The organism is Candidatus Methylospira mobilis (assembly GCF_009498235.1).
GTDB classification, from domain to species: Bacteria; Pseudomonadota; Gammaproteobacteria; order Methylococcales; family Methylococcaceae; genus Methylospira; species Methylospira mobilis.
This window is the reverse complement of record NZ_CP044205.1, coordinates 2,674,055-2,700,124: the sequence shown is the minus strand read 5'-3', so window position 1 is coordinate 2,700,124 and position 26,070 is coordinate 2,674,055. Positions and strand designations below refer to the sequence as shown.

25 protein-coding genes, 1 tRNA gene and 2 pseudogenes are annotated in these 26,070 nt (G+C 53.5%); 13 read left to right on the top strand and 15 right to left on the bottom strand.

All coding sequences use genetic code 11. The annotated features are described in order from the left end of the window. The first annotated feature begins 8 nt into the window (after window positions 1–8). From sdhA to F6R98_RS12140, 5 genes are read left to right on the top strand one after another with little or no spacing between them, the layout of a single operon-like run. Window positions 9–1,796, top strand: coding sequence for a succinate dehydrogenase flavoprotein subunit (sdhA, locus tag F6R98_RS12160; RefSeq protein WP_153251043.1), 1,788 nt, complete (start codon window positions 9–11; stop codon window positions 1,794–1,796). A gap of 58 nt (window positions 1,797–1,854) precedes the next feature. After that, window positions 1,855–2,595, top strand: a complete 741-nt coding sequence (locus tag F6R98_RS12155) for a succinate dehydrogenase iron-sulfur subunit (protein ID WP_228125240.1) — start codon at window positions 1,855–1,857, stop codon at window positions 2,593–2,595. A gap of 4 nt (window positions 2,596–2,599) precedes the next feature. Next, on the top strand, window positions 2,600–2,854 hold the full coding sequence (locus tag F6R98_RS12150; protein ID WP_153249251.1) for an FAD assembly factor SdhE: 255 nt from the start codon (window positions 2,600–2,602) through the stop codon (window positions 2,852–2,854). Next, the gene (locus tag F6R98_RS12145) at window positions 2,841–3,314 is read left to right on the top strand and encodes a protein YgfX (RefSeq protein ID WP_153249250.1); all 474 of its coding nucleotides are present in this window, start codon (window positions 2,841–2,843) and stop codon (window positions 3,312–3,314) included. Before F6R98_RS12150 ends, F6R98_RS12145 begins: the two co-directional genes overlap by 14 nt. A gap of 1 nt (window position 3,315) precedes the next feature. Next, window positions 3,316–5,247, top strand: coding sequence for an ATP-dependent DNA helicase (locus F6R98_RS12140; protein ID WP_153249249.1), 1,932 nt, complete (start codon window positions 3,316–3,318; stop codon window positions 5,245–5,247). A 169-nt stretch (window positions 5,248–5,416) separates the two neighbouring features. On the opposite strand, the gene F6R98_RS12135 is transcribed toward F6R98_RS12140, so the two are convergent. Beyond that, entirely contained in the window at window positions 5,417–5,812 is a 396-nt protein-coding gene (locus F6R98_RS12135; RefSeq protein WP_153249248.1) for a MazG nucleotide pyrophosphohydrolase domain-containing protein, read from the bottom strand. Between the two features lie 70 nt (window positions 5,813–5,882). Next, window positions 5,883–6,029, bottom strand: a complete 147-nt coding sequence (locus F6R98_RS12130) for a hypothetical protein (RefSeq protein WP_153249247.1) — start codon at window positions 6,027–6,029, stop codon at window positions 5,883–5,885. Window positions 6,030–6,293: 264 nt separating this feature from the next. Here F6R98_RS12130 and F6R98_RS12125 point away from each other — a divergent pair, with 264 nt between their 5' ends. Beyond that, a complete protein-coding gene (locus tag F6R98_RS12125; protein ID WP_153249246.1) occupies window positions 6,294–6,623 on the top strand; it encodes a hypothetical protein in 330 nt (109 codons plus the stop codon). A 372-nt stretch (window positions 6,624–6,995) separates the two neighbouring features. On the opposite strand, the pseudogene F6R98_RS12120 reads toward F6R98_RS12125, so the two are convergent. Then, window positions 6,996–7,682: pseudogene (locus tag F6R98_RS12120) on the bottom strand (IS110 family RNA-guided transposase); the annotation flags it as partial. Window positions 7,683–7,771: 89 nt separating this feature from the next. On the opposite strand from F6R98_RS12120, the pseudogene F6R98_RS22795 reads away from it, so the two are divergent. Next, window positions 7,772–8,203 (top strand): annotated as a pseudogene (locus tag F6R98_RS22795) (IS3 family transposase); the annotation flags it as partial. Here F6R98_RS22795 and F6R98_RS12110 read toward each other — a convergent pair. The 5 genes from F6R98_RS12110 to F6R98_RS22060 all read right to left on the bottom strand — a co-directional run bounded on the left by F6R98_RS12110 (window position 8,154) and on the right by F6R98_RS22060 (window position 12,759). Further along, the gene (locus F6R98_RS12110; protein ID WP_407079314.1) at window positions 8,154–8,633 is read right to left on the bottom strand and encodes an ABC transporter substrate-binding protein; all 480 of its coding nucleotides are present in this window, start codon (window positions 8,631–8,633) and stop codon (window positions 8,154–8,156) included. The pseudogene F6R98_RS22795 and the gene F6R98_RS12110 overlap by 50 nt on opposite strands. A gap of 409 nt (window positions 8,634–9,042) precedes the next feature. Further along, window positions 9,043–10,374, bottom strand: a complete 1,332-nt coding sequence (locus tag F6R98_RS12105; protein WP_153249245.1) for a POT-type proton-dependent oligopeptide transporter — start codon at window positions 10,372–10,374, stop codon at window positions 9,043–9,045. Window positions 10,375–10,637: 263 nt separating this feature from the next. After that, on the bottom strand, window positions 10,638–11,102 hold the full coding sequence (locus F6R98_RS12100; RefSeq protein ID WP_153249244.1) for an NUDIX domain-containing protein: 465 nt from the start codon (window positions 11,100–11,102) through the stop codon (window positions 10,638–10,640). Window positions 11,103–11,365: 263 nt separating this feature from the next. Then, the gene (locus tag F6R98_RS22480; protein ID WP_265588090.1) at window positions 11,366–11,500 is read right to left on the bottom strand and encodes a hypothetical protein; all 135 of its coding nucleotides are present in this window, start codon (window positions 11,498–11,500) and stop codon (window positions 11,366–11,368) included. Between the two features lie 632 nt (window positions 11,501–12,132). Next, on the bottom strand, window positions 12,133–12,759 hold the full coding sequence (locus F6R98_RS22060; RefSeq protein ID WP_228125239.1) for an LLM class flavin-dependent oxidoreductase: 627 nt from the start codon (window positions 12,757–12,759) through the stop codon (window positions 12,133–12,135). Window positions 12,760–13,527: 768 nt separating this feature from the next. On the opposite strand from F6R98_RS22060, the gene F6R98_RS12090 reads away from it, so the two are divergent. Then, on the top strand, window positions 13,528–13,701 hold the full coding sequence (locus F6R98_RS12090; protein WP_153249243.1) for a vWA domain-containing protein: 174 nt from the start codon (window positions 13,528–13,530) through the stop codon (window positions 13,699–13,701). 568 nt (window positions 13,702–14,269) lie between these two features. On the opposite strand, the gene F6R98_RS12085 is transcribed toward F6R98_RS12090, so the two are convergent. Next, entirely contained in the window at window positions 14,270–14,479 is a 210-nt protein-coding gene (locus tag F6R98_RS12085) for a dodecin (RefSeq protein ID WP_153249242.1), read from the bottom strand. A 670-nt stretch (window positions 14,480–15,149) separates the two neighbouring features. On the opposite strand from F6R98_RS12085, the gene F6R98_RS12080 reads away from it, so the two are divergent. The 4 genes from F6R98_RS12080 (at window position 15,150) to F6R98_RS12065 (ending at window position 19,108) form a co-directional block, all read left to right on the top strand. After that, window positions 15,150–16,718 carry a hypothetical protein gene (locus F6R98_RS12080; RefSeq protein ID WP_153249241.1) on the top strand — a complete coding sequence of 523 codons (1,569 nt, stop codon included), beginning with the start codon at window positions 15,150–15,152 and terminating at the stop codon, window positions 16,716–16,718. A 61-nt stretch (window positions 16,719–16,779) separates the two neighbouring features. After that, on the top strand, window positions 16,780–17,289 hold the full coding sequence (locus F6R98_RS12075) for a hypothetical protein (protein ID WP_153249240.1): 510 nt from the start codon (window positions 16,780–16,782) through the stop codon (window positions 17,287–17,289). A gap of 183 nt (window positions 17,290–17,472) precedes the next feature. After that, complete coding sequence (locus tag F6R98_RS12070) at window positions 17,473–18,546, top strand: PstS family phosphate ABC transporter substrate-binding protein (protein WP_228124853.1); 1,074 nt, start codon at window positions 17,473–17,475, stop codon at window positions 18,544–18,546. A gap of 220 nt (window positions 18,547–18,766) precedes the next feature. After that, entirely contained in the window at window positions 18,767–19,108 is a 342-nt protein-coding gene (locus F6R98_RS12065; protein ID WP_153249239.1) for a zinc ribbon domain-containing protein YjdM, read from the top strand. Between the two features lie 289 nt (window positions 19,109–19,397). Here the strand turns inward: F6R98_RS12065 and F6R98_RS12060 are convergent, their stop codons facing one another. From F6R98_RS12060 to F6R98_RS12040, 5 genes are all read right to left on the bottom strand, one after another. Then, window positions 19,398–20,354, bottom strand: coding sequence for a L,D-transpeptidase family protein (locus tag F6R98_RS12060; protein WP_228125238.1), 957 nt, complete (start codon window positions 20,352–20,354; stop codon window positions 19,398–19,400). 686 nt (window positions 20,355–21,040) lie between these two features. Beyond that, a tRNA-Lys gene (locus F6R98_RS12055) sits at window positions 21,041–21,116 on the bottom strand. A gap of 111 nt (window positions 21,117–21,227) precedes the next feature. Further along, window positions 21,228–23,111, bottom strand: coding sequence for a potassium transporter Kup (locus F6R98_RS12050; RefSeq protein ID WP_153249238.1), 1,884 nt, complete (start codon window positions 23,109–23,111; stop codon window positions 21,228–21,230). Further along, window positions 23,111–24,007, bottom strand: a complete 897-nt coding sequence (locus tag F6R98_RS12045) for a hypothetical protein (protein WP_153249237.1) — start codon at window positions 24,005–24,007, stop codon at window positions 23,111–23,113. The genes F6R98_RS12050 and F6R98_RS12045 overlap by 1 nt, the downstream gene beginning before the upstream one ends. Further along, on the bottom strand, window positions 23,982–24,656 hold the full coding sequence (locus F6R98_RS12040; protein ID WP_153249236.1) for a DUF2076 domain-containing protein: 675 nt from the start codon (window positions 24,654–24,656) through the stop codon (window positions 23,982–23,984). Before F6R98_RS12040 ends, F6R98_RS12045 begins: the two co-directional genes overlap by 26 nt. A 314-nt stretch (window positions 24,657–24,970) precedes the next feature. On the opposite strand from F6R98_RS12040, the gene F6R98_RS12035 reads away from it, so the two are divergent. Then, window positions 24,971–25,372: a hypothetical protein gene (locus F6R98_RS12035; protein WP_153249235.1), complete on the top strand. Its 402-nt coding sequence runs from the start codon at window positions 24,971–24,973 to the stop codon at window positions 25,370–25,372. A gap of 12 nt (window positions 25,373–25,384) precedes the next feature. Here F6R98_RS12035 and ribA read toward each other — a convergent pair whose 3' ends face one another. Beyond that, on the bottom strand, window positions 25,385–26,044 hold the full coding sequence (gene ribA / locus F6R98_RS12030; RefSeq protein ID WP_153249234.1) for a GTP cyclohydrolase II: 660 nt from the start codon (window positions 26,042–26,044) through the stop codon (window positions 25,385–25,387). Window positions 26,045–26,070: the final 26 nt, after the last annotated feature.

Below are 26,070 nucleotides of genomic sequence, written 5' to 3'. Positions count from 1 at the left end.
CAGTGACATTGACTCCTGCCTATCCGATCAGCACCCATTATTACGATGCCGTCGTTGTAGGGGCGGGTGGCGCGGGTTTACGCGCCACCCTGGGGCTGGCGGAGAAAGGATTGAAAACCGCCTGCCTGACCAAGGTATTTCCTACGCGCAGCCATACCGTGGCTGCGCAGGGGGGCATCAGCGCCGCGCTTGGCAATATGGGCGAAGATGATTGGCGCTGGCATATGTACGACACCGTCAAAGGTTCCGATTGGCTCGGGGATCAGGATGCAATCGAATACATGTGCCGGGAGGCTATGCCGGCGGTAATCGAACTCGAGCATATGGGGGTTCCGTTTTCGCGCACCTCGACCGGCACCATTTATCAACGCGCCTTCGGCGGTATGACCACCCATTTCGGCAATGGCAACGCCCAGCGCACCTGCGCCGCGGCTGACCAGACCGGTCATGCGATACTGCACACCCTGTATCAACAATCCTTGCGCCATCAGGCCGAGTTTTTCATCGAATACATCGCGCTCGATCTGATCATGGATCAGGGGCAATGCCGTGGCGTGCTGGCATGGCGGCTGGACGACGGCAGCCTGCACCTGTTCCGCGCGCATTCGACGCTGCTGGCTACCGGCGGATACGGGCGCAGTTTTTTTTCCTGCACTTCCGCGCACACCTGCACCGGGGACGGCAACGCCATGGTATTACGCGCCGGTTTGCCGCTACAGGACATGGAGTTCATACAATTTCACCCGACCGGAATTTATGGCGCCGGTTGCCTGATTACCGAAGGAGCGAGAGGAGAGGGCGGCTACCTTACCAACTCTGAAGGCGAGCGCTTCATGACGCGCTATGCGCCGCATGCGCGGGATTTGGCCTCGCGCGATGTCGTAAGCCGCGCGATTACGCTCGAAATCCAGGCCGGCCGCGGAGTCGGGCCGAAAAAAGATCACGTTTTGCTGCATATCGAACACCTCACGCCAGCTGTGATCCATGCGCGCTTGCCGGGCATCTCCGAGACAGCGCGCGTATTTTCCGGGATCGATGTGACTAAAGCGCCGATTCCGGTGTTACCCACCGTACACTACAACATGGGCGGCATCCCGACCAACTATCGCGGCGAAGTGCTTACCCTGATCGACGGCAACCCGGAAACACCGGTGCCGGGGTTGATGGCTGTCGGTGAAGCCGCTTGCGTTTCCGTGCATGGCGCCAATCGTCTGGGATCGAACTCGCTGCTCGATCTGGTAGTGTTCGGACGCGCTGCGGCATTGCGGTGCGCTGAGTTGATCAGAGCGGATGCGTTACATGCTTCGCTGCCCGCCGATGCCTGCGCCGCAACGCTGGAGCGCTTCGATCGTTTGCGTCACGCGCAAGGCAGGCATCGCGTTGCGGAAGTGCGCTTGTCCATGCAGACCTGCATGCAGAACCACGCAGGCGTTTTCCGCAATGCCGGAATCTTGCAGGAAGGACTGGATCAATTAATGGAAACAAGACGACGCTTCGACGATATTCAGCTAAAGGACCGCTCGTTGATCTGGAATACCGATTTGGCGGAATGTCTGGAGCTGCAAAATCTGCTGGAACAGTCCCTGGTGACCGTCTTCTCCGCGTTAAAGCGGGAGGAAAGCCGGGGCGGGCATGCGCGCGAAGACTTTCCGTTGCGTGACGATGAAAACTGGCTGAAACATACGCTGGCCTGGCTGCATGGTCCGGATAAGGTCGATATCGACTACCGGCCTGTGCATCTCTATACGCTTACCGATGCGGTGACTGTATTCCCGCCGCAACCGCGCGTATATTGAAGCCATGACGAGCCCCGGATTTCTGCAACGTCTGATGCTATGGTTCAAGCGCCCGGCTATGGCGCAACGCGTCAGCCGCGACAAAAGCCGGCGTATGCGGCGTATCCTGATCTATCGCTACGATCCCGAACGAAGCGCCAAGCCGCGTATCGAAAACTTCGAGCTGGATTTGAACCAATGCGGCCCGATGGTGCTGGATGCGCTGATAAAAATCAAGGCCGAAGCCGATGGAGGCCTGACTTTCCGGCGTTCCTGCCGCGAGGGCGTGTGCGGTTCCTGCGCGATGAACATTGATGGTCAGAATACGCTGGCCTGTACCCGTCCTCTGGCGTCATGCGGCGATCTGATTCGTATTTACCCGTTGCCGCATCTTCAGGTAATCAAGGATCTGGTAGTCGACACCACGCATTTTTTCGCGCAATATGCCGCGATCAAGCCTTGGCTTTCCACGCAAACCCCCGCTCCCGCCGATCGCGAGCGATTGCAGAGTCCGGATGAGCGCGGACAATTGGCGGGTTTGAGCGAATGCATACTCTGCGCCTGCTGTTCCACCAGCTGCCCCAGTTACTGGTGGAACGGCGATCGTTATCTGGGGCCGGCGGTATTGTTGCAAGTCTGGCGCTGGATCATGGACAGCCGCGACGAAACTCGTGGCGAGCGGCTGGATGCGGTGGAGGACTCGTTCCGTTTGTATCGTTGCCATACGATCATGAACTGCACTCAGACTTGTCCCAAGGGCCTGAATCCGGCAAAAGCCATCGCGGGGATCAAGCGTATGTTGATGGAGCGGCAGTTGTGACGACGTGAATCGCGACCCCGGACAAATAGCCTGGTCTTGCCGCCGCGGCATGCGGGAGCTGGACCGATTGCTGGATTGCTACCGGCTGCGCCATCTTCCGCAGGCGACTGAAGAGGAAAGGCAGGCTTTCATACGTTTGCTGGATGTTCCCGACCCGGTGCTTGCGGGTTGGTTGTTGGCGCGGGAAGAACCCGCCCAGGATGTTTTACTGTGTAAACTGATCATCAAGATCAGAGGATGTGTTGATGTTAAGGCTTGATCCTGTACCGTCTCGTTCATTGTGGTGGTTTGTGTGGCTGGTGCATAGTGGGGCTTTGCTGGCCGTGGGTGTCTCCGGTATTCCCTTGTGGCTTAAGGTAGGGTTGACCGTGCTGATCGGCGTAAGCTGCTGGCTGCAGTTGCACAACATAGGGCGCGTTAAAATAAGCGCGCTGGAGTTTCGCACTGATCAGGGCTGGCTGCTGCATCTGCGAAACGGGCAAATTTTGGCGGGGACCTTATCGGCCGGCTCGCTGGTACTCGGCAAGATTGCGTTCCTGTACTTCAAGACCGCCCGGGGACGGAAATCCTTGTTGCTGATGCCTGACAGCGTGCCTCGCGCCGAATACCGAAAATTACGTTTGCTGGTTAGAATCAAACCATCCGGTTTGTTGCAACCGCCTAATCCGTTTCCGTCCAAGCCGCTACGGACCACGTCCAAGGCGAACCCGGTGGTTTAAAGTGATCAGCCTCAGTCAGGTTTTCAGCCCTGACGGTCTGCTGGCGGCCAAAGTCGAACGCTACCGCCTGCGCCAACCGCAACTGGAAATGGCGGAAGCGGTTGCCGAGGCGATAAAAAGCAGGAAGACGCTGGTTGCCGAGGCCGGCACCGGCACCGGCAAAACCCTGGCTTACCTAGTTCCGGCAATTTTATCCGGACGGCGAGTGATCGTCTCGACCGGCACGCGCAATTTACAGGATCAGTTGTTCCACAAGGACGTGCCGCTGCTGCGGCAAGTGCTGGGAGTGCCGTTTAGCGCGGCCTTGCTCAAGGGCCGTTCCAATTATCTGTGTCCCTATCGTTTGTATAACCTGTCGGTATTCCGTCATGACGACTTGCGCTCCCAGGTTGGGGCGATAGAGGCGATCAAGCGCTGGGGCGCAACCACGCGCAGGGGCGATATTGCAGAGATGGAGAGCGTGGCAGAATCGTCGGTAATCTGGCCGTGGGTGACATCGACCGCCGACAATTGTCTCGGCCAGGAATGCCCGCAGCTTTCCGACTGTTTTTTACTGAAGGCGCGCAAGGCCGCGCAGGAGGCCGAAATCCTGGTGATTAATCATCATCTGCTGTGGGCGGATTGGGCGATACGCAGCGACGGTTTCGGCGAGCTATTGCCGGAAGCGGATGTTGTGATTATCGATGAAGCGCACCAGTTTGCCGAAACGGCGTCCCAATTTCTGGGGCTGATCTTGTCTTCACGCCAGTTGACCGAACTTTGTCATGACGCGTTGGCTGAACAGCTCAAGGATGCGTGCGGCGACCGCGAGCTGGGTCAGGCTATTGACCGGGTGGAACTGGCGGTAAGCGAACTGCGGCTTTCCATGGGTGTGGAGCCGATGAAAGCGGCCTGGACTGAATTCAGCGCCAATGCGGAAGCGATGCAGCGCCTCGAGGAACTGCAAACGCGTTTGTCGGAGTTGTCGGCGCTGCTGCGCGCCGCTGCAATATGCGGCAAGGGGCTGGAATCATGTTGGAAGCGTTGCGATGACATTTTGGCGCTTCTGGCCGAGTTTCAGATTGAAAATAAGGGCGGCAGCGTGCGCTGGTTCGAAACCTTCCGGCGCGGTTTCGTGTTCAATCGCACGCCGCTGGATACTGTCGAGGAGTTCGCCAAGTTTCAGCGCAGCAGCAAGGCGAGCTGGATTTTTACTTCGGCTACGCTCAGCGTTTCCGGGCGTTTCGAGCATTTCACCCAGACGCTGGGATTGTTCGACGCGGAGGCGCGCAGTTGGGACAGTCCGTTCAGCTACCCCGAGCAGTGTATATTTTATCTGCCGCTGGAACTGCCGGAGCCTTCGGCGCCGGATCATGCCGATGCGGTAATTAACGCGGCCGTGCCCGTCTTGCAAGCCAGCGGCGGGCGCACTTTCTTTCTGTTCACCAGCCACGCCGCGATGCAGAATGCGGCGGCTCGTTTGAAAGAGCTGGTGGAATACCCGTTGTTCGTACAAGGCACTCAGCCCAAGGCGCGTTTGCTGGAGTCGTTCAGGCAGGCAGGCAACGGCATACTGCTCGGCACATCAAGTTTCTGGGAAGGCGTCGATGTACGCGGTCCGGCGTTGTCGTGCGTGATTATCGACAAACTGCCGTTCGCCGCGCCGGGCGATCCGGTGCTGAACGCGAAGCTGGATGCGTTGAAGCAGAAAGGCTTGAGTCCGTTCGGCGCGCATCAGTTACCGGCGGCGGTCATTGCGTTGCGTCAGGGAGTAGGGCGCTTGATACGCTCCAGCGACGACCGAGGCGTGTTCATGCTGTGCGATCCGCGCGTGATCAGCAAATCCTACGGCAAGGTTTTCCTGAACAGCCTGCCGCCGATGCGGCGCACGCGCTCGTTGCCGCTGGTGCGGCGTTTTTTTGCGGCGGAAGAAACGTTGGAGGGAAAGGCTTGACTGTCCCAGGGAAGCAAGATCCTTCAGCCGAACCAACACGCTTGTCATACCCACCGGGAAGCGGGTATCCGGAGCCATGGACGGCAATCCCTGCCGGAATGACGACTGCGACCATGCGATACGAATTGGCTGAAGAGTCTTGATAATCAGACCATTCTTTGCCGTTGGGTCAGGTTTTAGAGAGTACCCGTTTAGCCGCATCCCATAATGCATCCAGCTCAAGCAGCGTCGCATTCGACAAACTACGTTCCTGCCTGGCCAGACACTGCTCAATGCAGCGAAAGCGCCGGGAAAATTTGTCGTTGGCGGCGCGCAACGCGGATCCCGGTTCTACGTCCAAATGACGAGCCAGGTTGACTGCTACGAACAGTAAATCGCCGATTTCCTCCCGTATATGCTCCCGGTCTCCAGATCGGCAGGTTTCGCGTACTTCGGCCAGCTCTTCTTCCACTTTCGAAAAAACCGGCTCGACGTCGGGCCAGTCGAAACTGTGGCGGGCGGCGCGGTTTTGCAGCTTTTCCGCGCGTATCAGCGCCGGTAGCGTCTTGGTTACGCCGTCGAGCACGCTGGCGCTGCTTCCGTTTCACCGTGCTTTTCGCTGTGCTCTTCCTGTTTGATCCGCTCCCAATTGCGTTTTACCGCAACTTCGTTCTCGCTACGGCTTCGCCGAAAACATGCGGGTGGCGGCGCACCCGCATGTCGGCAACGGCCTCGGCGATGCGCTCGAAATCGAACAGCGCGCGTTCTTCGGTCAATAGCTGGTCGATGATAGCTGCTTTCATCCGCACGCAGGCCGGATTGAAAGCTGCAAAGCAACGCGGCGCGAAGTTGGGGCGCAAACCTTCTTTTTCAGAAGACCAGCGCAAACACGCACGAGAATTGCTCGATCGAAGAGAAAGCCAGGCAACAGTCGCCAAGCTTCTCAATGTCTGCCGCGCTATGCTGTACAATAGCCTGCGCGCAGAATGAACTCTTGGAATACGATAAACAGAAGGAAGCTAATTGCACAAGTAAGATAATTTCTACTATCCCAACCGGAGGTTACTATGGCTACTATAAGCATCCCAATTTCTGAAGAAACATTTGGTAACTACAGCCACATAAGCGTGCATGCAGGTACCAATTACCCTGATGGCGGACAACGCGATAGCGTAGATCATAGCCGTACGATCTTTGGGCTAACAAATCACGGCTCGCCACACATAAAGATCAGAGTTAACGGCGCACCTCCAGTCGAATTAGGATCGATTGAGATTATATTTTGTGGTGACGACGAACACGAAGCATTAGTCGACGCGTTGAAGCATGCACTTCATGTGTATAAATCACAACGCACTACAAAAGAACTTAGTGTTAGTAGCCGGGTGTTTGAATAAACCATACACCCGGCCGTTCATTTTTTCTCATGTTCAGATGTACAAAGAGCGCTGCAAGCCACGCCTATTTCATACCCCAACATGAGACATATATGGTCGCCCCGGTTTTGCCAAGCGTTCATTTGATGAAGGTGGTTTCAGATAAAGATTGCTGCCATATATTCGGACTTAATCGAGGCCGTCGCCTCTGTCCCTGATGGAATGCGCTGACCGAATCCTCAACAAAATGGCGCACTCAAACGTGCCTTGTCTCATTCAGGTTTATTCGGTCACGGTCTGACCTGTCTTGCCATCATAACAATGATTGCCTGTGCAATCGGTGGAGTTAACCCTCTTCTTTAAGCTTAATTTATCTAAAATCAATCCGTTCTATTACACAGCGACTGCCGCCACGGAGTAATCTGGCTGAAATTCGCTTTCGTGTGCCAGCAGCGCCCAAACAATGCGGGCATTCTTGTTGGCCAGCGCCACCGTTGCGATATTCTTGTTTCGCCTGTCCACTATCCGAGTGAGCCAGCCATTGGCTTGCTCAAGCCTGTGCTCCGAGACCCTTATCACGGCGCGCGCGCCGTGGATCAACAACGTTCGGAGGTAGGTGTCGCCACGCTTGCTGATGCCACGCAGGGTTTATTTTCCTCCGCTGGAATTTTGACGAGGAACAAGACCCAGCCACGCCGCCAGTTGTCGGCCATTCTCGAAGTTTTTGGCGTCGCCAATCGAGGCCACCAAGGCGCTCGCTGTGATCGGGTCTATGCCGGGGATTTTCTCCAATTTCTTGCTGGCATCATTCCCTCTGTGCCACACCTGTATCTGGGCATCCAGTTCATCAACTTGCCGGTCAAGCTCCTTGAGATGCGTTCCCAAGCGCTCTATCAGCTGACGAAAGGCATCCGGCAATTCATTATCGCCGTCTTCCAGAATTTCCGGCAGTCGTCTGGCGATATAGCCAATACCCTTGGGTATAACAATTCCGTATTCGGCCAATAGTCCTCGAATCTGATTGGCCTGTGCCGTTCGCGCCTTGACGAAACCCTGGCGTGCCCGGTGCAAACCGAGCATCATGCGAGATTTAAAGTTGAAGGTTCGCTATCCCAGGCGAGTCAAGGTCACCACCGATAGTAACCATAACGAGGCTCTCACCCAACCGGTTGGATCGGCAATTCCAGGTTGCCAAGCCCAATCGAGTATGGACGACAGATATTACCTGCGTGTGGACCCTGCAAGGCTGGCTTTATGTCGCGGTGGTGATCGATCTGTTTTCCCGTCAGGTCGTGGGCTGGGCGATTGATGATCATATGCGGACCTCACTCGTCAAGGCCTTGCAAATGGCCTTCTGGCGCCGTAAGCCGCCACCCGGTCTGTTGCATCACTCAGATCGTGGCAGCCAGTATGCGAGCCGGAAATATCGCCGGCATTTAGAAGTGATGAAGAGGGAACAGAGTATGAGCCGCAAAGGGAATTGCTGGGACAACGCGCCGACGGAACGCTTTTTTCGCAGCTTGAAGCATGAGCAGCTCAACTACGAAAAATTCAAGACCCAAGCGGTGGCAAAACTGAGTGTGATCGATTATTTGGCTTTTTATAATGGCCTCCGACCACACTCAACATTGGGCTATCAGTCCCCGCTCGAATTCGAGCGGGAATTTTATAGAAACGCTGCCTGAACACAGGTGTCCGGTTTTTGTTGACCATTACAAAGGCGGCGCGGGCGTCGGAAGGGTTCAGATAAACCGGTTGAATATTCTTGACGCCCAGTCCCGCTTTGGCAAGGGCGCTGATCAACAGATAATGGGCATTCGAGCCTTTCGCTATCGCAACTTTCCTGCCTTTTAACTCGACTGGTGCGGAAATCCCCGAGTGCTCGGGTAACAGGATGGCTTCGCTACGCGGTGACGGCCGTTCCTGGCCCACATAAACCAGCGTGGAATGTCTGGCGGCTTGAGCAAAAACCGGCGGCGTTTCGCCGGTAGTCGCGTAGTCCAGTTTTCCGGCATTCAGCGCTTCCAGCATCGGCGGGCCGAACTGAAACTCCGACCACTTCACGACGACTCTGAGCGGAGCAAGACGTTTTTCCAATGCTCCCGCATGCTTCAGCAGAAACAGTGTGCCGGATTTTTGATAGCCGATACGGATTTCCGCAGGAAATTTTGTGTCGTTCAGCAGCGTTGCGGCTGACGCGGCCATTACAAAAATTAATGCAAAAAAACAGAATGCGATGGTGAACCGGAGCATGTTGAATTTCACTGTGGAGTCCCAAGTGTTTTATTGTTTACTGATGCGCAGCAGAGTCCGCGCCACGCTTATATACAGGTTTTCTGTTGCCAAGTTAAAACATTGCTTGTGGAACGGCATGGCTTGCTGGCCGGTTGCAGTTGGCGCGCCAGCTTGAGCGGGTTGCCGGGAATATACGATAGCCTGATCACTGCTCCTGCTGCATGTACGCGCGCTCGCGATAAACGCGGCTATAGCCGAAAAAACCCAGCGCGGTCAGCAGCATCAACCCGGTGAAAAACCAGAAATATCCCGCGCCGTTCAGCCAGCCGACTGTGGCGTGTTCAATCCAGAAATTCACCATACTGGTGAACAGGTTGCCCAGCGCGACCGCCGCCATGTAGAGCGCCATCACAAACGACTTCATGGTCAGCGGCGCCTGGGTATAGGAAAACTCCAGGCAGGTGATCGATACCATGACTTCGGCGGAAGTAAGGAGCAGATAAGCCAGTAGCTGCCAGATGATGTTCGGTTTGATTCCGGTGTCGATTTGCGTTTGTATCCAGGCCGACAGCGCAAAAGCCGCAACCGTCATGAACAGTCCCGCGGCAATTTTGTTCAGTGCGGTCGGCGCGACGATGCGCGCCATGGCCGGATACAGCACCCGGTAAAACAGCGGCGTCAGTATAACAATCAGCAGCGGATTGGCGGCCTGTATCTGGGACGGCAGGATTTCGTAGCCGAACAGCACGCGATCCATTTGCTGCGATTGTAATACCCAGGACGACCCTGTCTGATCGAACAGCGCCCAAAACATGGTGATGAACAGATAAATGCCGGTTAAACGCCCCAGGCAACGCAGACCTTCTCCGCTCAAGGCATCCTTGACGAAGCGCGCGCCTGCGGGCGGGATATGCACGAAGCGATAGCGTCCCGACCAGAAAATGATAGTCGCCAGCAGCATCAGCAGGCCAGGCGCCGCGAATGCCGCGGCCGGACCGTGATGTTCGAGCAGCCATGGGATGAGCAGCATGGATACGAACGCGCCCAGGTTGATGGCCAGATAGAACCAGCTATAAACCTTGCTTAGTAAATACTGGTTGGAGCTTCCGAACTGATCGCCGACATGAGCGGAAACGCAGGGCTTGATGCCGCCGGCGCCGAGCGCTATCAACGATTGACCGAGCAGCAGTCCCATGCGCGTGCTATCCAGCGATAATGCGAAATGTCCGAGGCAATAAACCAGCGACAAGGCAATGATGGTGCGGTATTTACCGAGTAAACCGTCGGCCAGCAGTGCGCCCAGGAACGGCGTGAGATAGGTGATGGACACGAACAGGTGGAAATAACCCTTGGCTTCACTGTCGGACATTGGGGCAGGGGTCCCGCTTGCGTCGACCAGGTAGCGGGTCATGAAAACCACCAGAATTGCGCGCATGCCGTAATAACTGAAGCGTTCAGCCAGCTCATTGCCGACTATGAAAGGGATGCCTGCCGGTAGCGTCGACGAGGGCGTTGGAGCTATGCGGTATGCGCTCATGAGATTATTTTGCCAATTGGAAAAGTAACTGTTCGATTGCCGTTCTTGTTTGCAGCATGTTCCGCCGCATCACGCTGGATGGCATGGAGTATCATATTAATCGGTTTCGACCGACAGACAGGCTTGCGATGCACCTATGATGCGAGTCCCGAAAGCACAAAAAAGTTGTTGAGTAAATGTCTATTTTACGATTGCGAGGCTACTGAAACCAAGTATTCTAGTCCGTGAGCGCTGTTTTGGGCGCGTTTCGCTTGCCCAGAATGCTACGGGGGAGTGGAATATGAATCTTTGAGGAATAGTGCTGCAATGGGGTAGGGCAGCGCAAGCGCCGGCATCTCGTTTTCAGAGAAATAACGGATGGATTTCGTCTCCGTATCGATAAAAGGGCTATCTCCGCTGGTAATTTCGCAATGGAAAAGGGTTACGGCATACTCAATCCGATCGCCATTCGGATAGGTATATCGAAATTCTCTTCCGCCGAAAACATCGATAATGCTTTTTACCGTTACGTTGTATCCGGTGTCTTCCCAAACTTCCCGGATGACGGCTTCCCGAGGAGATTCGCCCGATTCAATCGCGCCGGCCGGAAGACTCCAGGCTTCGTTGAATTTTTCCTGGAGCAAAAGCCGTTTACTTTCGTCCAGAACGACTGCAGCTACACTGGGGTTTAATAACAAACCTTGCCCGAATTTACGGCGGACGCCCATTAAATAGCTTTCAGCGTTCATTTTTTACGTTTGAGATGTTCTATGTGAGGATTTCGACAGAAAGAGCAGTCCTTTACCTGCTACGAAGCATGGAAGCCGAAGCCTGTTCTGACATCGAGATGTTGAGCCGGTGGGTGCGTTACGCTTACCCACCCTGTCGCTTTGACAGACGAGCGACGACGGCTAGGGTGAATGAGCGCCGGCGCATCCGCCAAAAAAGTTCAGCCGCTTCATCTCTTCTCGGGAAACTGATTTCTACAAAACCCCAAGCGGCGATAACCGGATTATATCTTGGTTGGATCGTAATCGTTGCCTGCCTGGGAGCTGGAGCAAGCGGACAGGCTGGAAACCGAAAGCAGCGCAATTAACAGCGTAGCCGCCACACGTATGAAGTATCGAGTTTTTCGTTTATCCGACATGATGCTCTTAAATCCAAAAGTTGGTTACCGGCTAAGTATTCAGCACCGGATTCTCGCTAGTCTGCAATAATAATGCCATTCTATTTCTGTGGTTTTTGGCGGGGTATCAGGGGCGGGTTTACAGCGAGAGCGCCTGATTTGTCGATTAATGTAAGATAATCTCCAATGAGGGGAGGCGTTATCTCTGTGGGATTTGCCGCTCTCTCCCGTTTTTGATGGTTGTTATGCCCCGTTTTGCCTACCGGGCGCGAACTGGTTTTGCGGGCGCGCCAATCCCAGATTTTCGCGTATCGTGCCGCCTTCGTACTCTGTGCAGAAAAGCCCTCGCCGTTGCAACTCCGGGATGACCAGGTCGACGAAGTCGTCCAGACTGCCGGGCAGGCAGGCAGTACATTGAAGCCGTCAGCCGCATCGTTTTCGAACCATTCCTGCAACCGATCGACGATTTGTACGACCGAGCCGACTATGCTCCAGTGTCCGCGCCCGTCCGGCTTCCGGATGAATTAACTCCTGTAACTATTCATATTTGGCTTTCGCTTCAGCCTCGGTTTTCCCGCGAAAGGGGGTACCCCGGCATGATTTTAAGCTGATCGAACGTTCTTCCGGATTGGGCGAGGCGGTTTTTCACATCTTTATAGAATGCCTGCATAGAATGCCTGCGCATCGGCGAGCGACTGCTGCGCGGTAAATATGACTTCCGCTATTCTCGCCGCCAGCTCCTTGCCCGGCTCGGATTGGCCCGCGTGGACGATTACCGGGTAGCCTTGCGGCGGACGCGCAATATTCAACGGTCCTGAACCTGGAAGTATTTGCCTTTGTGATTGGGCGCATGGACCTTGTTCGGGTCGATAAATATGCCTGCCGACTTTATCCCGGATCAGTGCATCGTCTTCCCAGTTGTCCCAGAGCGCCTTGACGATGTCGACGAATGTCACCACGTTCCATCCGGCGCGTCCGTTGCTCAGGTAGTCGAGTGAGGCGAATTTACGGGCCAATTGATAGGGATCTTCGTAGGTCGTTGATGCATTAGCAATAAATCTTATTCGTGAGGTAATCATCGACAGCGACAAAAACAGGGTGACCGGTTCAAAGCCCGCGCTCTTTTCTCCGCGTCCAATAGACAGGTTGACGTCGAAATTGGCGGCCAGGTTATCCGCGAGAAACATCGCGTCGAACTTGCCGCGCTCGGCGGTTTGTACGATGCGTTTATAGTGTTCGAGATTGAGCGCGCCATATGCCTGTGCGCGGTGTGACGCCAGGCGGCTACGTCCTGACCAGCGCCGGGTATGAAGGCGCCGCGTCTGAGTTTGCGAGTGCTCATGCTGGTTCCTGTAATTTTATGATCGTTAATATCCGGATAAGTCATTCTTTATGAATGAACACACAAAAAACGTACCGGAAAAAGGAAACGGCGCTTTTTGACTTTTCCTTGCAATTACGGGCATGGAAAGCGCGCGCTGCTGGTTTGGCATCAGTTAGTGTTTTTTTGCTGTTGATTTACGAGCAATGTCCGGCTTGGGTACCAGCCGGGCGCAATGTGCAAAAGTTTGTGGCGTGACAGTCAATTCCTCCGCCGGTCTCGTCTACCTTGGTTGCAGCCTTTTTTACAACGCGACCTTTGGCGGAGGAGACCATACGGCTACTGACATTAGTTCAATAAAGCCGGCTGGATTTACAATAAATCGACTTTTTAGTGAGGACTTGTCATGAGCGATATTGTTGAAAGCCCAGCGCCGCGTTGCGCTTGTATGTTGGTTCTTGATACATCAAGTTCGATGTCCGGAAACCCTATGGGTGAATTAAGTGCCGGGTGGGTTGTCGCAGTTTGTAGGCGAAAGAAGGCGTGATGGTGTTTATAGCTTGTTCTGTCGAGGTAGGCGTCATTATAACCGGAGGGTATGTGACAGAGACTTTACCGATTCCGCAAGCTCATCAACTTGGGCCAACTGAACCGCTTATAGCTGACGGCGACCTGTCATTGGGTTGGGCGGTTAATAAGGCTTTGGATCGTTAGGAGGCTCGTAAGCTTGAGTATAAAAACAGGTATTGCTTACTGTTTGCCTTGGCTGATCATAATTAGTGATGAAGAACCCACCGATGAATGGCAAGCAGCTGCCGACCGTGCCAGGGAAATGGCAATGAAGAGAAAACTGATGATAATTCCCGTCAGCGTCAATAGAAAAATTATCACCACATTATAAGCTTTTTCAAGTCGACCTGCCAAGATGTTTAAGGGGCTCAGGTTTCTGGAATTATTCAAATGGTTTATAAAACGCCTTTCCAGCGTTGCCATTAAAGATCATCACAGAATTCGTAACAGAATAATAATATAATTGATCATTAATCGCCTTTTAGCACTTGTAGCGCTGTCGGTATCCAACCCTTGAGCGGGCCGAAAGCGCCGTTGCAGCGGATACCGATTTCTATCCAGATCTCTGACTTTACGATTCCATGACAATAATGGAAAGGGTGCATATTGGCTGAAGAGGGTTTATATGTTTTCGTATTCAGTAATCCGTACGGATTTATAGCGAAGCGAATCCGGCGTTTTTCAGGTGCTCGGCTATCGAAGAAAAGCTGATTGTCTAGCTGAAACGCTCAGCTTGATTCCTGCAAAGCCCATAGAAAACGGCGTCTGATCCTGAATTGGCGCCGTTTTTAGTTCTATGGGAACTCTGATTTAATCGCTTTTTATCACAAAAACGAATAGCAACCGATACTGGAGTCGGCGTTTTTTGATTAAATCAGCCGTTCCGTATCGGTCCCAACTCAGTCTTCGATTCTGCTTCCTACTTTAATCGTTACCTGGAAGTGGGAAATTTCGCCATTGACAAGATGTCCGCGAGTCTCGACGACTTCGAACCAGTCGAGATGTTTGCTGCCTGCCGCTGCCTTGGCAATTGCATTTTTTATGGCGTCGTCACTGCTGGTTTGGGAGCTGCCGACAAATTCGAGTTTTTTGTAAACGTGGTTGGTCATGAGTCTCTCCTGATCTATGTAACATATAGCGGTTTTGGTTATTAAATCAAGCATAGTGCGTGCCATTCTTTATGTATCCGGTTCGGCATGTCAGGAAACCATTCAGACAGGTATTGGACAAGGTCTCATGCGCCAATTCCGCCGGAAATATCGGCTCATTGATTACCTTCTTAAACCGGTAACTTCGAGTCCGGGTTGGTTCTGGCCCGCATTATTTGACGTCGGCAAAAGTATAGAAACACGGCAAGCTTCCTGATTTTTTTCTGCTGTAGCCGGGTGGGAATGAGACCGATGTTTGTGTCTGACCAGTAGCTCTCCTGATATGTGGTCCGGCATTGTCATTACCATGTAACAATATATTTGTATAAATGAGCCTTGTGAAGCATGCCTTATGGCGAGTATGTGCTGGCCGAGCCTTTAACATGGCAGGTAGAGCCTTAAAGGGAGCGAAGCTCGCCGTAGGCGAAACGTCGTGCATATGTTTCGGTTTTATAAGCATGAAGCTGTTAAGTGTCATTGATTTTTTTGAGTGGTGAATCAAACGCGGAAACTGACGAATTTTGTTTAAGGGGGATTTACCCGAGAAAGGCAATCGAGCGTTATGTCAGTTGGCAACTGTTAATGAAGGAAGCAGCTGAAGTCGAAAGTCAATGTCAAAGTAGGAGATTTGATGTCCAGTTTATCCCATAAAAAGAGTTTAGGGCCGGTTTTTTTGAATTTGCTGGCAAGAGCAGGTGTTGCATGCCTGCTTGCAGGCACGGCGGTGGCGTTCGCGCAGGAGCCGGCCCCGGGTAGCGCGACGGCAGGCGCCGGACAAAGTCTGGAAAGCGAAGCCAAGACCGGCGTTGCCGCCAATATGGTCGGCGCGGCTCCTGCCAAGTTGGAAAACGGCGGCCTGTATGATGAGGGGTCGTATACCGACATTCTGGACTGGATCAAGCAGACCAAATTCCATGGAAACCTCAGGGCGTACTTCTTCGCCCGAGAAGATACCGGCAGCAAAAGTCCGCTGGGAGAAAACTCCTTCTCGCTGGGCGGATTCGCGGGATTTCTGACCGCTCCCGTTTATGGATTGCAGGCCGCTTTTACGCTCGGCGCGGCAAACAGCATCGGCGTCAACCCGAAACCCGCCATGCCGCAGCAGTTGGCCAATTACTCGAATTACCATGGCGACATGAGCTTGCCGTCAGGGTCATTCTGGGTAGCGAAAGAAGCCTACATGAAATATACCAATAGGTATTTCATGGTTCGCGGGCCGGATCAGGTGCTGGACACGCCCTGGATCATGCCTTCCGACTCGCGCATGACGCCGAGCTCCTGGCGCGCGGTGTACGGTGAACTCTATCCTTTCAAAGACCATGACAATGCGGAGCTGAAAAAACTGTCGCTGGTCGGGTTAAGAATCTTTGACTTCCAGGGACGCTCGGATACGACATACCTAGCGAACAACCTCTACATGCCGGGGCATATGCAGGGCCAGGCGGGTTTAGCTGCGCTTAACAATCAGAGCACGCCGGGCGCGCTCGCATTTGGCGCCAAATACGGGACATCGAAGGACGCGCTTTCCGCACAGGTATGGTGGCATCAGTTCTATAATTTCTCGCAGTTGCTGTGGCTGGACGGCAGTTATCTGTGGAAGACCGGAACGGGATTCGATCCGCTCATCGGCGCCCAGTTCGCCAACCAGGAGCCCGACGGGTCCAATATGCTGGCTTTGGCTAAGTCCTCCGGCGGCGCGGCTGCGGCCACCCAGGCCTACGGTGTGATAGCGGGCGTCGATACGCAATGGATACGTTTTACCGCGGCGTGGAACGATATCGTTGCAAAAAAGGGCACTTTCCAGAACGGTAACCTGGTATCGCCCTACAGTTGGGGTTACTCAACCGATCCGCTTTACACGACGCAGATGATTAACGGCATCATCGAAAAAAATACGTCCGGACAGGCATGGAAAATTGCCGGTACCTCTTTCTTCATGGACAAGCAGATCAAAGTCATACTTTCCTATGCTTCGTTTTATCTGGCTGGAAACGCCAATGGTGCTGCAGGCAACGGCTGGGCGTCCACCAGTTATGTTAACGGATCATCCAATGAAACCGACGCGGACGTGACCTACTTCTTTCCCAAGGATTCCGCTTTGGACGGCCTTTCGATCAGGAACCGGATAGGCGTGGCGCAGGGCAACCAGTCAAGGGGACACGACTGGTATGAGCGCTTCCAGATACAATACCAGTTCTAACGGTCTGCGCCATGCAATGGCGAGTAATTTAATAATTAAATAAAATCAGGGTGTTGTAATCATGATCAGAATAATTCTGGGTATCTTATCCCTCATTATGGTCTCGGGCTGCGCAAAGGATTCGTTCGACCGCTCCATGACTCAAAAGGAATACAAGGATCTATCGAGCGAGACAGTCGCCGTAAAACCGGTCACGGTAGCCGGAATCGATATTTGGGACAAGGGCGTACCCAACAAAAAATATATCGTTCTGGGCGTTATCAACGACAAGCGGAGAAATGTCGGATATAGCCAGGACAGCTATAATCAGAGCATTGCAAAGCTTACGCAAAAGGCAGGCGGCGATGCCGCGATCGTGCTGCTTTCTGAAAGCAAGATCGTCGATACGGTCGCTCAGGGGTGCGGCTCATCGCCCGGTAACCAGGGCGGTGAAAATTGTGCCGGCGGCGCTTCCGGCGACCCCAGTGCGCCGGGCGGTTCTGAAACCGTCTACAGTCAGAATCGTGAAGCGACGGATGCTGTGCTGGAATACCGGGTTTCACACGTGTTGGTTATAAAGTACGTGAAGTAATGTGTAGTGGTTGCGGTATGAAATTACTTTTATACGGGTTATTTAATGTATCAACCTGGGAAGTATTGAGTTAGTCATCTTTATTACCTTGATGTTGAAATAGTGTGGCTTCCCGGCTTGTACAGTCGGGGAGATTTTAGCTGTAATCCTTGAAATAGCGTCATTTGAAACGAAGAGGTTCCAATGAAGTATACAATGAAGTCCAAAGCCAATATGGCGCTTGCAGCATCGCTGCTGCTGTCGGTTTCCGGGGGCGTGAGCGCCGAAGGCGCCCGTGACAGCATCAGCATTGCGGGTTCTTCCACCGTTTATCCGTTTTCCACTGTCGTGGCGGAAAATCTGGGTAAAGCTGGCAAATTCAAAACGCCTAAAGTGGAGTCGACAGGGACCGGCGGCGGCATCAAACTGTTTTGCGGCGGAGTAGGACCGCAGTTTATCGATATCGCCAACGCATCACGCGCAATCAAGAAGAGCGAACTGGAAGCTTGCGCCAAGGCCGGCGTAACCGAAATAGTCGAAGTCAAGATTGGCTTCGACGGCATCGTGCTGGCTTATTCCAAAAAGAACAAGCAGAAGCTTGATTTAAGTTTGAAAGAAATTTTTCTGGCTCTGGCCAAACGCGTACCCGATCCTGCGCATCCTGAAGATGGAACTCTGGTCGATAATCCGTACAAAACGTGGAGCGAAATCAATCCGCGTTTGCCGGCCACCAAAATCGAGGTATTGGGTCCACCGCCGACCTCCGGAACCCGTGACGCTTTTGCCGAGCTGGCGCTGGAAGGCGGCTGCAAGGCTATTCCCTGGTTGAAGGCCAAGCATGAAACAGATGAAGCCTTTTTCAAGAGTACCTGTATGACCGTGCGCCAGGATGGCGCCTATATTGAAGCTGGCGAAAACGATAATCTGATTATCCAGAAGCTGGAAAAGAATGCAGACGCGCTTGGTATCTTTGGCTTTAGCTATCTTGAACAGAATGCCGACAAGATTCAGGGGGCGCTCATTGATGGCCAGGCGCCCAAGTTCGATAATATTGCAAGCGGCAAGTACGCTATTTCGCGTCCGCTATTCTTCTATGTGAAGAAAGCGCATGTTCCGTTGATACCGGGCATTGAAGCCTATATCGCCGAATTTACCAGTGAAAAAGCTTCCGGCGAAGAAGGCTACCTTGCCGATAAAGGTCTGATTCCGCTGCCCGCTGCCGAGCGCAAGAAGGTCGCTGCCGACGCCAAGGCGCTTAAGGTAATGGCTTTGAAATAAAATACTATTATACATGGTACAAACCGACTCTCTCGGTATTGTGCGTTTTTAGCCCCGCTATGCGGGGTTTTTTTATGGTGAAGGACTGGGCGTAAATTGATAACTGGAGCGGGAGTGTCTGGAGAACGGCGCGATTGGTGCTGATGTGTCGGCAGTTTTCCATTTCTGGAATATTCACTATCCCGTATAATCTTTAATTGATTATAACTTGAGAGGAATTATGTACGCTATCCCTACCTGCCCCCAATGTTCTCTTGAAAATATCTATCCGGACGGAGATAACAATATTTGCGCCGACTGCGGCTATGAATGGCCGATGAATGAAATCGCCGACGCCGGCGAATCTGCCGATGCGGTGATAAAAGACGCCCATGGCAATGTGCTGAGCGACGGCGATTCGGTCGTGTTGATTAAGGATCTGAAAGTTAAAGGCACTTCCATCACGCTGAAAGTGGGTACTAAAATCAAAAGCATCCGTCTGGTAGGGGGCGACCACGAAGTGGACTGCAAAACGGATGCCGGTAGTTTCATGCTTAAAGCCTGTTTTTTGAAGAAGGCTTGAGCCGGTAATATACCGGCGAGCGCAGGAAGCGTCCTGTGTGATTTGTGTCATGAGCTTTATTGTGGAAGTCACTCACTGAGTAGTCGCTTTTTAATTACTCAGTACAACCGGTGCGACGCGCCGAGAGATGACGGCATGAGGTTGACGGCACAACAACCGGTCAGTCGCCGTAAAAATCGAGCCTACACGGATTGATTCACTGCGCAATTGGCAGATCGACACGCATCCGCGTGTCTTGGAGACTTCCCTTACTCCGGATCAAGACCCAAGGCCTGTAGCTGAATTGCTGCTAAAAAACTTCCGGAGATTGATTGGTCGGAAGCTTGGGTGGTAATGCCGGCGCGTTGGCGTTTGCGGCGTTTCCTGAAATTTGTACGGGAATTCCGCTTGGCTTGTGCAACGCTTGTTGTATGACCTGCATGTTCAGTACGACTTTCCGGTCAGCGGTTTTTTGGGCGATAAGCGCCATCGCTGTGCGATAGAGCGTATCGTAGCTGATTGCGTCCTCGTCCAGAGACTGGCTGACTTCCATGTACAGCTCGTTGTTCAGCCAGCCCACTTTGACCGGCTGGTTGACCAGATGAACCGGCGTACCGACACTGACTTCCGGGAATAGCTTGGAAACATCTTCCGGGTACATGCGTATGCAGCCATGAGTCACGCGCATGCCGATACCGTAGGATTTATCGACATCGACGCCGTGTATCAGGTAGCCCGGCACGCCGAGTTTCATTGCATATTGACCAAGCGGGTTATTTGGACCCGGAGGCACAACATCAGGGAGAATTTCACCGTCTCTGGCATGCTCGGCTTTAATCGATTTCGGCGGGCGCCAAGCCGGGTCCTTGATTTTCGACACGACTTTGGTGGTACCCAGCGGGGTGTGCCAATCCATGCGTCCTACGCTGATCGGGTAAGTAACCACTTCCGACGCCGGTTGATTGGGGCCGGCGTTAGGGTAGAAATAAAGCCGCATTTCCGGAATATTGACTACGATCCCGCTATGCGGCGCTGCCGGAAGGATGTACTGCCGCGGCAACAGCACCAGGGTGTCGCGTCCGGGCAGCCAGCGATCCACCTTGGGGTTCGCCATGACCATTTCGTCCTGTCCTATGCTGTTTTCGCGTGCGATGTCGATCAGCGTGTCTTCGTACTTTGCCCGTACATAGCGGATTTCTCCGATCAATTCGTTGCCGGGAGCCGGCATGCTAAGGGTTTCGGCCTGCGCGAGCGGCGCCAGGATCATAATGGTCAAAACTGCCCTCAGACAGACGCGGCTCATCCGGATTTTTGTTCGATTGCTCATGGAATATGCTTTAACTGCGGTTCTGGATTTTAATACGATCACAAGATCACAGGTTTGAAGAAATGAAGTCTGCTTTGATTTGGGTGTCCGTGCGGTTGCCGCGCAAACAGCCCAATCTTCTCAAGGGTATGCTTATATATCTTGACATAAATATACGGAAACCGCCAGTTTTCTGCTGCCGAGGATAGGTCATACGCGCTATATTTTTTATTCGCCGACCGATACGGTTCTGCCAGGGCCTGTGCGATCCAGTTACTCTGTTCCATCTGATAGCAAACGGCTTCATTCGAAACTGGGTCATTTGTCCCAAGAGTGGATAAAATCAGGTGGCAGGATCAATGTGCGGGTTCATGATTTAAGGCACACTTTTGGCCTGCGTTTACGCGCACTTAGTGTGAGTTTTGAAGATCGTCAGGACTTGTTATGACACATATTACTACTCACTACAGTAAGGTGGAAGTCACCAGACTTATAGCGTGTGTTTGAGCTGCTTTGTGATGGGAAGTATCAGCCAGGATTAACGCTGATTAGATCTGCATGATCGTCAAAAAACCGGAAATCGAAATGACGACAGCATAAAAAAACAGTTAGATTTATAGTAACTACTTGATTTTAAGTTTAAATAATGGTGGGTCGTCCGCGACTCGAACGCGGGACCATCGCATTAAAAGTGCGGTGCTCTACCGACTGAGCTAACGACCCAACTCCGCCCATTATATATGGGGTTCGTTAGGAGTTCAATATACCACCGACACTATTTTGTAATGCTCGTTGTTTTGCCGCGCAATAAGTATCCGGGAGTTTCGTCCGCCGTTATATTCTAACCAGGGCTCCGAGTTCGATTGCTCTATCGGTGGGGAGGCCAAAGTAAATAATCGGGCTGGAGGCGTTTCGGAACAGCAGGACGAACAGCCGTTCCTGCCAGGGGCTCAACCCTGGATTATCCGAGGGAATCAGCGTTTCCCGGCCTAAAAAATACAAGGCATGGGCGATATCGAGTTGAGGTTCTACGGGTTCGTGCGCGGTCAGCGCTCGCGGAATATTCTGTACTTCCATGAAGCCGAAATGCAGGGTAATCCGGTAGAAGTTAAAACCGAGATCCTCTATATGAAAACGCTCGCGCTCGGCTACATAGGGAACGTCAAAGGTTTTTGCCGTTAGCAGTACAACCTTTTCGTGCAGTATTTTGTTGTGTCGCAGGTTCTGATATAGCGCATACGGCATGCTGAGGTTGTGGCTGTAAAGGAAAATCGAGGTGCCGGGCACTCGAAGCGGAGGTGTGGTTTTGATCTCTTCGATGAAATGACTTAATGAGGTTGAGGTGCGCTGTAAAGATGAAGTCAGGACGCGCCGTCCTTTCTTCCAGACCGACATTATCGAAAATAATATCAACCCGGCGAGTACCGGAAACCAGCCGCCATGAGGAATCTTGACGGCGTTGGCGCAGAAAAAGCCGGCGTCGACAAAGAGCAGGCATCCGAATACCGCGCCTGCAACCGGCCGGGGCCATTTCCAGGTATCTATGGCGACGAAAGTGACCAGCATGGTGGTGATGACCATGGTGCCGGTTACGGCAATGCCGTATGCGGCCGCCAGATTGCTGGATTCCTTGAACGCCAGCACGACCAGCACAATCAAAATCAGCAGACCGTTGTTGATGGCCGGAACGTAAATTTGTCCCTGCGTGGTGCTGGAGGTATGCTGCATGTGCATTCTTGGTAAATATCCCAGGCGGATTGCCTGTTGCGTGATCGAATACGCTCCGGAGATCACCGCTTGGGATGCAATGACCGTAGCCACGGTAGACAGTCCGATCATCGGGTAAAGATATTGTTGCGGTGTCAGCAGATAGAACGGATTTTCCACGGCGAGAGGATCGCGCAGCAATAGCGCGCCCTGGCCGAAATAGTTCAGAATCAGGGCAGGGAAGACCAGGAAAAACCAGGAGAGCTGTATCGGTTTTTTACCGAAGTGTCCCATGTCGGCGTAAAGGGCTTCCGCACCGGTGAAAGCCAGGACGACCGCGCCTAGGGCAAAAAAACCCAGACTGCCGTGCTGCAGGAAGAATTTAACGGCATGCGTGGGATTGACTGCCTGTAATACCATGGGATGGGCATAGATGCTGCAGCTTCCCAGCCACGCCAGCACTAGAAACCAGACCAGCATGATCGGACCGAACAGGTTGCCGACCCTTGCGGTTCCGTAGCGTTGAAAGGAAAACAGCGCTATCAGTACGATCAGCGTGATGGGTACGATGTACGGGTGCAGGCTGGGCGCGGCGATTTCCAGTCCCTCCACTGCGCTCAGCACCGAAATGGCCGGTGTAATTATGCCGTCTCCGTAAAACAGGGCGGTGCCGAACAGGCCGATGGCGATGATTACGTTCTTGCCGAAACGCCGCCGCCGCGGATGCAGCGCCAGCGCCATGAGCGCCATGATGCCGCCTTCTCCCTTGTTGTCGGCGCGCATGACAAAAATGACATATTTCAGGGAAATAATGATCGTCAGCGCCCAGAAGATCAGCGACAGGATGCCGAGAACGTTGTCGGAGGTGAGTGCCAGTCCATAGGCGGGGCTGAAAATTTCCTTCATCGAATACAGCGGGCTGGTGCCTATGTCGCCATAAACGATGCCGAGTGCGCCAAGACTGAGAAGAAAAAAATGGTTTTTATTGCTATGAGTCGTGTGAGACGGCATTAATTGCTTTTTCCGGCTGCGCGTAATTCGATGAAATTGCGGAAATCGACCGCAAATTTGAGTCCCAGAAAGCGGGCGTTGACTTTTTCCACTATGTCGCCGCCGGGTTCGTAATACATATTGGCGTACGCTTGATGGCGGGTCTGGTACTCTTCTTTAACATAGGTGGTTTCGGTGCGAAAACGATAGACTTCCATGGTCATACCGTCTTCCTGGGTGATTTCGCTGGGCTGCCCCAAAGTAGCGTATATTTTTTCACGGGTCGGTTGTTCCGCGCGCACTTTGGGCAGGTCTTCGGGCGCGACCTGTACATGCCTTTCGTCGGTATTGACCTTGCTTTTGCCTAAAGAGCGTATGGCGGCTTCGAGAAACTTGGGGGGCATGAAGACCAGGAAAGCAGGGGAAAAATCCCATTTGGCAAGCAGATCTTCCTTGTTGAAGTCAAAAGTGAAAACCACCGTTTTCTTCGTTTCGGCCTTGCCTGCGGCATCCAGTTTGGTGAATACCTGCGTCCAGCGGCTGCCTTCCGGAGTGGTGGCTTTTTTGGTCGGTTCGACCTTGGCCAGCGTAAAGTAATCGTCCGCGTGCAGTACGGGATTGAGAAAGTATACGGTGAAGTGATCCGTTACCTTAACGGAGAAATTGGTATCGAATTCGGTAATCTGATTTTTGAGTTCGAGTACGTGCAGCCACACACAACCGGCCAGCGTCAGCGCCAGCGTGAAAAGCGGCAGCATGCGCCAATTCAGGCCGCGCCGCGCCGATGCTGCGGGTTGTCCGGCTGCCGTTGGCAAAGGGTTGGCGGCGCTGATGCCGCGTCCGCCGCCCGTACCCGGGAAGCGTCCGCGTATCAGTGCCGCCAGCCTGTTTTTAAACCCAATCGGAACTGTCGTCATCCGAGGAATAGTCCTGGTCGTCTGATGCCAAAAAGCCATTGTCGGACGAGTTATAACCGTTTTCGTTTCCGGTATCGTCAGAGCCGTAATAGTTGTTGATGGTGGTTTGTTCCGCAGCGGCTTCATGCCCTTCGTTGCCGGAGAAATAGCCGCCGCCCTGATGGTGCATCAGGCCTTCGATGCCCTGAAACAGAAAAGAGCCTGCTACTACGCCCGCGGCAGTGGTGGCGATGTTGCCGAGGAAGCTTGAGCCGCCTCCCCCTTGAGCGGGCTGACCCTGCCATGGCGCGGCGGGACCGGCCGTGTTTCTGGCGTTGCCGGGCATCTGGTAGTTTCCTGCGCCGGGTACCGGGACGGACGAAACTTCGCCTGTCGGCGCTCTGCCCCAGGGGTTGGAACCGAGAAAGCTGCTTTGCCTGCCGGCTTCGTTACTCTTCACTTGCTGTTGCAGCGCGGCAATTTGATTTTGCGCGTTCTGCAGCGCCTGATCCATTAACAGGCAACGTTGCACCAATAAGTAGCCGGCATCGGGCTGGCGCGCCAGACTTTCCTTGATGAGTTTCTCGGCGTCGGCCTCTTTGTTGCCGATGGTGGCGCTTTCCAGCGCCGACAAAAAATGGGTCAATTGATCGCGTTCTTGTTGCAGCATGTTAACCTTCCGTAAAGTTGAAAATCACGTGGGTTTCCCCGCGGGAGTCATCCTGACACAGAGCTTGTCCGCTTTCAACCCGGAACGGTTGTTTTACGGCGGCAGGAGAATCATTCTGTATGACAAGCAGCTTATTTTTGTTATAGTTCCTTCGCTTTATGCTTTATCCCTGACTGGTCGTAGCGCAAGCGCCGTTTCCTTTCTCGCAAAAGCTTGTGCGCTATGCCGGTTTTCCATCGCCCAGCCTTTCCCGGCGGGAGAGGCTGCCAGGCATTCGCTTAGCGATTAGCAAGGTAACGAACGAGAGGGTTACTATGGAGTTTCAACCGATTAAATTGTTGGCGGCCTTCATTGGCGTCATGGCCGTGGGTTTTGGCATAGTCGCGCTGAATAAGGAAACGCCGCAGGAAAAGCAGCAGGGCGTTCTTTTGCAGACCTCGAGCATGCTGAATTCGCTCGGAACCGATAAGTGTGCGGAAGCTGCGCGCGCGCAAATTGGAACCCACCCCTACAAACCTGACGAGTCCGATAGCGACCGCATGACTTATGTCAACCTGAAATGGAACAACGCCGGCGGGACAGGTAAAAAGATTGAGTGCCGATACGTTCTTGATCAGGGGGTTATCCTGCTTAAAGTCGATGGCGCGACAGTCGTAGAAAAGGATCGTATCGGCGGCGATGCTGGCGCAAGCCGTCCTCAGACGGTGCATCACTAAGCATTCGCGGCTTCAGCTCCTGTCCGGCTGCTTTTGCGCGGGTACGGCGGCAGGAACTGAAAGCCAGTGCCGCATTTTTTCAGCCTTGGTGCGCAAGTAGTCCGCGTTTTCAGTGTTCGCGGCGATTTCCAGCGCCACCCGTCCGTTGATTTGTATGCCCAGCGCACGTAGCGCTTCGAGTTTGAGCGGGTTATTGGTGATCAGCCGTACCGATGCAATGTTCAGCGCCTTTAATATGGCGGCGGCAATGGCGTAATCGCGCTCGTCTTCGCGATGGCCGAGGTGCAGGTTGGCCTCCACGGTGTCGAGACCGCTATCCTGCAGGTTATAGGCCTGTAATTTTTTGAGCAGGCCGATGCCGCGCCCTTCCTGACGCAGGTAGATTAATGCGCCTTTGCCTTCCTGCCCGATCATGGCCAGGGCCTTGTCGAGCTGGTCGCCGCAATCGCAACGCATGGAGCCGAAAATATCGCCGGTCAGGCATTCGGAGTGCGCGCGCACCAATATGTTTTCTCCTTTGCTTACGTCGCCCATGACCAGAGCCAGATGTTCTTTTTTATCCGATGAATTTGCATAATAGTGGAGCGCGAACTCGCCGTAGCGGGTAGGAAGACGGGCGCTGACTACGTCGGTAACCACGGCGGACGCTTCCGGAATCTTGTTTGCGTGCATAATGACAGTGTTTGGTATTTAGATTG